This is a genomic window from Streptococcus mitis SK597, assembly GCF_000148545.1.
Classification (GTDB): domain Bacteria; phylum Bacillota; class Bacilli; order Lactobacillales; family Streptococcaceae; genus Streptococcus; species Streptococcus mitis_C.
Genome location: NZ_AEDV01000061.1, coordinates 1 through 9,632, shown reverse-complemented (window position 1 = coordinate 9,632; position 9,632 = coordinate 1). Strand labels below are relative to the sequence as shown.

Annotated in this window: 6 protein-coding genes and 1 tRNA gene; 6 read left to right on the top strand and 1 reads right to left on the bottom strand. The window is 39.6% G+C overall.

All coding sequences use genetic code 11. The features are described from left to right. Nucleotides 1-703: 703 nt before the first annotated feature. On the top strand, nt 704-2,038 hold the full coding sequence (locus SMSK597_RS08975) for an Nramp family divalent metal transporter (protein WP_000094601.1): 1,335 nt from the start codon (nt 704-706) through the stop codon (nt 2,036-2,038). Between the two features lie 78 nt (nt 2,039-2,116). Here the strand turns inward: SMSK597_RS08975 and SMSK597_RS0102660 are convergent. Beyond that, nucleotides 2,117-2,204 (bottom strand) — tRNA-Ser (locus tag SMSK597_RS0102660). Between the two features lie 161 nt (nt 2,205-2,365). On the opposite strand from SMSK597_RS0102660, the gene SMSK597_RS08970 reads away from it, so the two are divergent. The 5 genes from SMSK597_RS08970 (at nt 2,366) to SMSK597_RS08950 (ending at nt 9,321) form a co-directional block, all read left to right on the top strand. Next, entirely contained in the window at nt 2,366-3,106 is a 741-nt protein-coding gene (locus tag SMSK597_RS08970; protein ID WP_000920655.1) for a DeoR/GlpR family DNA-binding transcription regulator, read from the top strand. After that, nucleotides 3,103-4,014: a 1-phosphofructokinase gene (gene pfkB / locus SMSK597_RS08965; RefSeq protein ID WP_000640795.1), complete on the top strand. Its 912-nt coding sequence runs from the start codon at nt 3,103-3,105 to the stop codon at nt 4,012-4,014. The genes SMSK597_RS08970 and pfkB overlap by 4 nt, the downstream gene beginning before the upstream one ends. Next, nucleotides 4,011-5,963, top strand: coding sequence for a fructose-specific PTS transporter subunit EIIC (locus tag SMSK597_RS08960; protein WP_000701457.1), 1,953 nt, complete (start codon nt 4,011-4,013; stop codon nt 5,961-5,963). Before pfkB ends, SMSK597_RS08960 begins: the two co-directional genes overlap by 4 nt. Before the next feature lie 128 nt (nt 5,964-6,091). Further along, entirely contained in the window at nt 6,092-6,871 is a 780-nt protein-coding gene (locus tag SMSK597_RS08955; protein WP_001021164.1) for a hypothetical protein, read from the top strand. A gap of 146 nt (nt 6,872-7,017) precedes the next feature. Beyond that, nucleotides 7,018-9,321, top strand: a complete 2,304-nt coding sequence (locus tag SMSK597_RS08950) for a DNA translocase FtsK (RefSeq protein WP_004238166.1) — start codon at nt 7,018-7,020, stop codon at nt 9,319-9,321. The last annotated feature ends 311 nt before the right edge of the window (nt 9,322-9,632 follow it).

The following is a 9,632-nucleotide window of genomic DNA, read 5'->3' as shown; positions in this document are numbered from 1 at the left end:
TAACCTGCGGTTAGCTTCCTAGTTTGCTCTTTGATTTTCGTTGAGTATAAAAATGATGTATAGGACTGGTCAAAAAGAACACTTAGAAAATAACAAAAAACGAGTATCTCTACAGATGGAGATACTCGTTCTATTATGTGTGAAGCTATGAGTCTGTCTTGCTCCATAGGATGAGCGTAGAAGTTTATACCAAAAAAACTCCAAAAGCAACACAATAAAGGAGATTAAGACAATTTTAAATCTTTTTTGAGATGTGGGTAATGAGTTAAAATCAATGGCGGTTAAACAGGGTGAAAAGGATCAAGCAAAAAGTCTTTAAAATCAAAAAACGCATAATATCAGGTGTTTTACAACGTTTTTTATTTTATTCTTTGGTATTCTTTTGCAAAAAAAGAATACAACATTTTGTTGTATCCTAAATATTAAATCAAGTCCTGAATTTTCTTAAGTTTTTATCATATTTTCTGTTATAATTAAGGTGCCTTAAGAAAAATAATGAAAAAACTAAATGTTTTTCATATAGTTTTCATTTTTGTGTTATAATTAAGGTGCCTTAAGAAAAATATTAAGGTGCCTTAAGAAAAATAATGAAAAAACTAAATGTTTTTCATATAGTTTTCATTGTTTTAATAGTTTAAAGTCAATCTTATTTTTCTCTAATAGAAAATAATGAAAAAGTAGGTTTAGAAAGAGGTAAGTATCTATGTCTTCTCATAAAAAAGTGTCACTCTCTGAGATTAATCAATCTATCGATACTCCAAATAACAATCATTTCTGGCAAAATTTAAATGCCTTTTTAGGTCCGGGTGCTCTTGTCGCAGTTGGTTATATGGATCCAGGAAACTGGATTACCAGTGTAGTCGGTGGTGCTTCCTATAAGTATAGTCTCTTGTTTGTTATCTTGATTTCATCTCTCATTGCCATGCAACTTCAGCAGATGGCAGGAAAGCTTGGTATTGTAACCCAGATGGACCTGGCTCAAGCAACGGCTCATCATTCACCTAAATGGCTTCGTTATAGTCTATGGGTGATTTTAGAATTAGCCTTGATGGCGACAGATCTGGCAGAAGTTCTAGGTTCAGCGATTGCTCTCAATCTTCTCTTTAAGATTCCGATTATGATAGCAATTCTCTTGACCGTGTTGGATGTTTTTCTCTTATTGCTTCTGATGAAATTTGGCTTTAAGAAGATTGAAGCTATTGTGACAACACTGATTTTAACCATTCTAGCAATTTTTACCTATCTGGTAGCTTTGTCACATCCAAGCTTCCAAGGAATCGTTGAGGGTTATCTACCGAATGCAACCTTATTTGAAAGTCCCTTGCCAGGGCATGAAAGTCAATTAACCTTGGCACTAGGGATCGTGGGAGCAACGGTTATGCCCCATAACCTCTATTTGCATTCTTCCTTGTCACAAACTCGGAAAATCAATCACAAGGACAAGAATGATGTTCGAAAAGCCGTGCGCTTTATGACCTGGGATTCAAATCTCCAATTATCCTTGGCCTTTGTGGTTAACTCCCTTCTATTAATTCTCGGGGCGGCTCTCTTTTTCGGCCATGCATCTGAGATTTCTGCCTTCTCTCAAATGTATAATGCCTTGCAGGATTCTACTATTGCAGGAGCTATAGCTAGCTCGACCTTATCAACCTTGTTTGCCTTGGCTTTATTAGCCAGTGGTCAAAATTCGACAATTACGGGTACCTTGACTGGACAAATCGTTATGGAAGGTTTCTTGCATATGAGATTACCTCAATGGTTCATTCGTTTGGCAACTCGTCTCTTTGCCTTGTTGCCTGTCATGATTGTAGCGGTTCTGTTTGGTCATCAGGAAAAAACATTAGATCAGTTATTGGTTTATTCACAAGTCTTTCTTTCGATTGCTCTTCCATTTTCAATCTTCCCACTGATTTATCTAACTTCTAAGAAATCACTGATGGGAGAATTTACCAATGCCAAATGGAATACCATCCTTGGCTATATCGTTTCCATTATCTTAACAATTCTCAATGTGAAATTGTTATTTGATATTTTCTAAGAAATTCACCCGAGTTATAAAACAAGCATATAAGAAAAAAGATACCCAAGATTTCTTGGGTATCTTTTTTAAAATAAACGGAAGACATGGGATTCGAACCCACGCACGCTGTTACACGCCTACCGCGTTTCCAACACGGCCTCTTAAGCCTCTTGAGTAATCTTCCAATACTTACTCAAATAGTCTACCATAAAGGCTCTTATCTTGCAATAAAAATTCTGAAAATAAGAAAAATGATAGAATTTGAAAGAAAATGATAAAAAATGCTTGACTTTAAAAGAAAGTGTGATAGAATGAATAGTGTAAACGATAACAGGAGGTGATTCAGTGTTAAAAACAGAGCGGAAGCAACTGATTTTAGAGGAGTTAAATCAACATCATGTAGTTTCTCTAGAGAAATTAGTTAGTTTGCTAGAGACCTCAGAATCAACGGTTCGAAGAGACTTGGATGAGTTGGAAGCGGAAAACAAGCTTCGTCGCGTGCATGGTGGAGCAGAATTGCCCCATTCCTTGCAGGAAGAAGAAACCATTCAAGAAAAATCTGTCAAAAACCTTCAAGAGAAAAAGCTACTTGCTCAGAAAGCAGCCTCTCTCATCAAGGAACAAGATGTCATCTTTATCGATGCTGGAACAACAACTGCTTTTTTGATTCATGAATTGGTCAATAAGAATGTTACAGTTGTGACCAACTCGATTCACCATGCTGCTCAGTTGGTTGAAAAGCAGATTCCAACTGTCATGGTTGGAGGAAGTGTTAAGATGGCGACAGATGCTAGCATCGGGGGCGTTGCTCTTAACCAGATTAACCAATTGCACTTTGACCGTGCCTTTATCGGGATGAATGGTGTGGACGATGGCTATTATACGACTCCTGATATGGAGGAGGGGGCTGTGAAGCGTGCTATTTTAGAGAATGCCAAACAAACCTACGTCTTGGTGGATTCGTCTAAAATTGGACAAACTTGCTTTGCTAAGGTAGCACCACTCAAACGCGCTATTGTTATCACAAGTCAAGGGCATGAGCTCTTGCAGGTTATTAAGGAGAAAACGGAGGTAATAGAAGTATGATTTATACAGTCACACTCAATCCATCCATTGACTATATTGTCCGTCTGGACCAAGTCCAAGTCGGTAGTGTCAATCGTATGGACAGTGATGATAAGTTTGCTGGTGGGAAAGGAATCAATGTCAGTCGTGTCTTGAAGCGCTTAGATATTCCAAATACAGCGACTGGATTTATCGGTGGCTTTACTGGTAAATTTATCACAGATACTTTGGCTGATGAAGCAATCGAGACACGTTTTGTCCAAGTAGCAGAAGATACTCGCATCAATGTTAAAATCAAAGCAGACCAAGAGACAGAAATCAACGGAACGGGTCCAAATGTCGAACCAGCCCAGTTAGAAGAATTGAAAGCTATTTTATCTAGTCTGACAGCAGATGATACAGTTGTATTTGCTGGTTCAAGTGCTAAAAATCTAGGCAATGTTATCTATAAAGATTTGATTGCCTTGACGCGTCAGACGGGTGCGCAAGTCGTTTGTGACTTTGAAGGACAGACCTTGATTGATAGTTTGGAATACCAACCGCTCTTGGTTAAACCAAACAATCATGAACTTGGAGCTATCTTTGGAGTGAAACTCGAAAGTTTAGATGAAATCGAGAACTATGCTCGTGAGTTACTGGCTAAAGGTGCTCAAAACGTCATTATCTCTATGGCTGGGGATGGTGCCCTTCTGGTAACATCTGAGGGATCATATTTTGCTAAACCAATCAAAGGGACAGTTAAAAATTCAGTTGGGGCTGGTGATTCTATGGTCGCTGGATTTACAGGTGAATTTGTCAAATCTAAAGATGCAGTAGAAGCTTTCAAATGGGGAGTGGCTTGCGGAACGGCAACCACCTTCTCAGACGACTTGGCAACGGCGGAATTTATTAAAGAAACATATGAAAAAGTTGAGGTAGAAAAACGATGAAAATTCAAGACCTATTGAGAAAAGATGTTATGTTGCTGGATTTGCAGGCAACTGAAAAAACTGCTGTCATCGAGGAGATGATTAAAAGTTTGACAGATCACGGTTATGTGACAGATTTTGAAACCTTTAAAGAAGGCATTTTGGCTCGTGAAGCTCTCACTTCTACTGGTTTAGGTGATGGTATCGCAATGCCTCACAGTAAAAACGCTGCTGTCAAAGAAGCGACAGTTCTTTTTGCTAAGTCAAATAAGGGTGTTGATTATGAGAGCTTGGATGGACAAGCAACTGACCTCTTCTTCATGATTGCGGCTCCAGAAGGTGCCAATGACACCCACTTGGCAGCCTTGGCAGAATTGTCTCAATACTTGATGAAAGACGGTTTTGCTGACAAACTTCGTCAAGTAACATCAGCTGACCAAGTCATTGAACTTTTTGACAAAGCTTCCGAAAAAACTGAAGAGCCTGTTCAAGTACCTGCCAATAACTCTGGAGACTTTATCGTAGCTGTTACAGCATGTACAACAGGTATTGCCCATACTTACATGGCCCAAGAAGCCCTTCAAAAAGTTGCTGCTGAAATGGGTGTTGGGATTAAGGTTGAAACCAACGGTGCTAGCGGTGTTGGAAACCAACTAACTGCAGAAGATATCCGCAAGGCTAAAGCTGTTATCATTGCAGCAGACAAGGCGGTTGAGATGGATCGTTTCGATGGCAAACCATTGATCAATCGTCCAGTTGCTGACGGTATCCGTAAGACAGAAGAATTGATTAACTTGGCTCTTTCTGGAGATGCTGAAGTCTACCGTGCTGCTAATGGAGCAAAAGATGCAACAGCCTCTAACGAAAAACAAAGCCTTGGTGGTGCCTTCTACAAACACTTGATGAGTGGTGTATCTCAAATGTTACCATTCGTTATCGGTGGTGGTATCATGATTGCCCTTGCCTTCTTGATTGACGGTGCTTTGGGTGTTCCGAATGAAAATCTTGGTAATCTTGGTTCCTACCATGAGCTAGCTTCTATGTTCATGAAAATTGGTGGAGCTGCCTTTGGCTTGATGCTTCCAGTCTTTGCAGGTTATGTTGCCTATTCTATCGCTGAAAAACCAGGTTTGGTAGCTGGTTTCGTGGCTGGTGCTATTGCCAAAGAAGGTTTTGCCTTTGGGAAAATTCCTTATGCTGCAGGTGGTGAAGCAACGTCAACTCTTGCAGGTGTCTCATCTGGTTTCCTAGGTGCCCTTGTTGGTGGATTTATCGCAGGTGCTTTAGTTCTTGCTATCAAGAAATATGTTAAAGTTCCTCGTTCACTTGAAGGTGCTAAATCAATCCTTCTCTTGCCACTTCTTGGAACAATCTTGACAGGATTTGTCATGCTAGCTGTTAATATCCCAATGGCAGCAATCAACACTGCTATGAATGACTTCCTTGGTGGTCTTGGAGGCGGTTCAGCTGTCCTTCTCGGTATCGTCCTTGGTGGAATGATGGCTGTTGACATGGGTGGACCAGTTAACAAAGCGGCTTATGTATTTGGTACAGGTACGCTTGCAGCAACTGTTTCTTCAGGTGGTTCTGTGGCTATGGCAGCAGTTATGGCTGGAGGAATGGTGCCACCACTTGCAATCTTTGTCGCAACTCTTCTTTTCAAAGATAAATTTACTAAAGAAGAACGCAACTCTGGTTTGACAAATATTATCATGGGCTTGTCATTTATTACTGAGGGAGCGATTCCATTTGGTGCAGCAGACCCAGCTCGTGCGATTCCAAGCTTCATCCTTGGTTCTGCAGTAGCAGGCGGACTCGTTGGTCTTACTGGTATCAAACTCATGGCGCCACATGGAGGAATCTTCGTGATCGCCCTTACTTCAAATGCTCTCCTTTACCTCGTTTCTGTCTTGGTAGGAGCAATTGTAAGTGGTGTTGTCTATGGTTACCTACGCAAACCACAAGCATAAAAAATAGAAAAATGAAAAGATTGGACCGTTTGGTGCAGTCTTTTTTAAAGAATTTGACAAACAAGTTTTTGAATGATATTCTAAAATAAAACTCATAGAAATGAAAAAACATAATGAGAGTGTTTTAAATGAATATAATTGAATTTATTCTGGATTTGGATTGGAAGAAGATAGTAGAATCAATTTTATCAGCTCTATTAGCTTCTGGAATAATCGGTGGTTTTGGTTACTTAGTGACGAAAAAAATTACAAGAGATTTTCGTATTGCAGAAGAAATGAAATCGTATGGATTTAAAGGTGTAGTGGCAAAGAAAAAGCATTCGACTAGAGAGATTAAAAAGTTATGTAAAAATACTAAAAGATTGGATTTACTTTTTATATCAGGTATTGATTTTTTTTCGGAAAATAGAACTGTATTAGAGAATGCTATGAATAATGGAATGAAAATTCGTTTTTTGTGTTCTCAGATCTATACCAATTTTTTATCAGATTTAGAGGAACTTGAGGATAAAGAAGGGTTGCGAAAGTCTGACACAAATATTAGTATCGAAATTGAAGATGTGACTAAAAAATATAGTAAATATATAGAGAGTGGACAAATGGAAATTCGCTATTATTCAACACAATATCGTTTGCCATTTATATTGGCTTATAAAAGAAAGAAAAATATGAAGACGACAAAGGCTTTTTTAAGAGTTACTCTGCCTCCATATAATTGGGAGACCAATTTCGTGTTGATAGGTGAACGTAAAACTACTAAAAAGGATGATTTTTTTAAAACTAATAATGATGAAATAGATTTCATATCTATGATGGAAAAACATTTCGATTGTGTTTGGGAAGTTGCGGATAGGGAAATAGATAGAGAACAAGAAATAAAAAATACAAATTTTGAAGTAAAATCTTAAAAACCTAAACTTAGAGACTTTGCTTATTTAAATATAATAATTACTTTAAATATAATCATGATAACGAAAGATTGGACAAAGAACTGGACACTTATCCAATCTTTTTCCCTTTCCGAAATGCCTGTGAAATATGGTATAATAGAAGAATGGCAAACAAGAATACAAGTAAAACAAGACGGAGACCGTCTAAAGCAGAACTCGAAAGAAAAGAAGCGATTCAACGAATGTTGATTTCGTTGGGAATCGCACTTTTATTGATTTTCGCAGCCTTCAAATTAGGGGCTGCAGGTATCACTCTTTACAATTTAATTCGCTTGCTGGTGGGTAGCCTAGCTTATCTGGCAATATTTGGTATCCTGCTCTACCTCTTCTTTTTCAAGTGGATACGAAAACAGGAAGGACTCTTATCAGGATTTTTTACCATATTTGCTGGCTTACTCTTGATTTTTGAGGCCTACTTAGTTTGGAAATATGGTTTAGACAAGTCCGTTCTAAAGGGAACCATGGCTCAGGTTGTGACGGATTTAACTGGTATTCGAACGACCAGTTTTGCTGGAGGTGGCTTAATTGGGGTCGCTCTTTATATGCCAACCGCCTTTCTTTTTTCAAATATCGGCACTTACTTTATTGGTTCTATCTTGATTTTAGCAGGCGCTCTCCTAATCAGTCCTTGGTCTGTTTACGATATTGTGGAATTTTTCAGTAGAGGCTTTGCCAAATGGTGGGAAGGGCATGAGCGTCGAAAAGAGGAACGCTTTGTCAAACAGGAGGAAAAAGCTCGTCAAAAGGCTGAGGAAGAGGCTAGATTAGAACAAGAAGAAGCTGAAAAAGCCTTACTCGATTTTCCTCCTGTTGATATGGAAACGGGTGAAATTCTGACTGATGATGTTGTGCTTGACGTTCCACCTTTTCCGGAAGAAGAGTGGGTGGAACCAGAGATCATCCTGCCTCAAGCTGAACGTGAATTCCCCAATCAAGAAGAAATCTCTGATGACGAAGATGTTCAGGTCGATTTTTCAGCCAAGGAGGCTCTTGAATACAAACTTCCAAGCTTACAACTCTTTGCCCCAGATAAACCAAAAGACCAGTCGAAAGAGAAGAAGATTGTTCGAGAAAACATCAAAATCTTAGAAGAAACCTTTGCTAGCTTTGGTATCAAGGTGACGGTGGAACGGGCCGAAATTGGACCATCCGTGACTAAGTATGAAGTCAAGCCAGCAGTAGGTGTACGGGTCAATCGCATTTCCAATCTAGCAGATGACCTCGCTCTAGCCTTGGCAGCCAAGGATGTCCGAATCGAAGCACCAATCCCTGGGAAATCCCTGGTCGGAATTGAGGTGCCTAACTCCGAGATTGCCACTGTGTCTTTCCGTGAACTTTGGGAACAATCTCAAACGAAAGCAGAAAATCTCTTGGAAATTCCTTTAGGGAAGGCTGTTAATGGCACTGCAAGAGCTTTTGACCTTTCTAAAATGCCCCACTTGCTAGTCGCAGGTTCAACGGGTTCAGGTAAGTCAGTAGCAGTTAACGGCATTATCGCCAGCATTCTCATGAAAGCGAGACCTGACCAAGTTAAGTTTATGATGGTCGATCCCAAGATGGTTGAGTTGTCTGTTTACAATGACATTCCCCACCTCTTGATTCCAGTAGTGACCAATCCACGCAAAGCCAGCAAGGCCCTGCAAAAGGTTGTGGATGAGATGGAAAATCGTTATGAACTCTTTGCAAAGGTGGGAGTCCGTAATATTGCAGGCTTTAATGCCAAGGTAGAAGAGTTCAATGCCCAGTCTGAGTACAAGCAGATTCCGCTGCCACTCATTGTCGTGATTGTAGATGAGTTGGCTGACCTTATGATGGTGGCCAGCAAGGAAGTAGAAGATGCTATTATCCGTCTAGGACAGAAGGCGCGGGCTGCAGGTATCCACATGATTCTTGCAACTCAGCGTCCATCCGTTGATGTCATATCTGGGTTGATTAAGGCCAATGTCCCATCTCGAGTGGCTTTTGCGGTATCATCAGGTACAGATTCCCGTACTATTTTAGATGAAAATGGAGCTGAGAAACTACTTGGACGTGGAGATATGCTCTTTAAACCAATCGATGAAAATCATCCTGTTCGTCTCCAAGGCTCCTTTATCTCGGATGATGATGTCGAACGTATCGTAAACTTCATCAAGGCTCAGGCTGATGCGGACTATGATGAGAGTTTTGATCCAGGTGAGGTTTCTGAAAATGAAGGTGAATTTTCAGATGGTGAATCTGGTGGGGATCCGCTTTTTGAAGAAGCCAAGGCTTTAGTCATTGAGACCCAGAAAGCCAGTGCGTCCATGATTCAGCGTCGTTTGTCAGTTGGATTTAACCGTGCGACCCGCCTCATGGAAGAACTGGAGATGGCAGGTGTCATCGGTCCAGCTGAAGGTACCAAACCAAGAAAAGTATTGCAACAATAAATTTCTCTCTTATACGGAAATGTGAACCTGACGTGATTTGAAGAGATTTTTGAAGCAGATTATCTATGATGTATAATTAATTGAATATAAAATAGTACGAAACGACTTTTAAAGCATGAAATTGATTTGAATTCCCTAATAAATTTGTTCACATTTTATTCAAACACTATATCATGCTGAAATAGGTTTAGAATTTCTTTTAGATATATGAAGACTCCCCTTATGGTTTCTAGTGAATATTTATTTTTCACTAGAAACTATAAGGGGAGCTTTTGTACTCATGTATGAGATAGATTTCTCTTTTTTGTTTT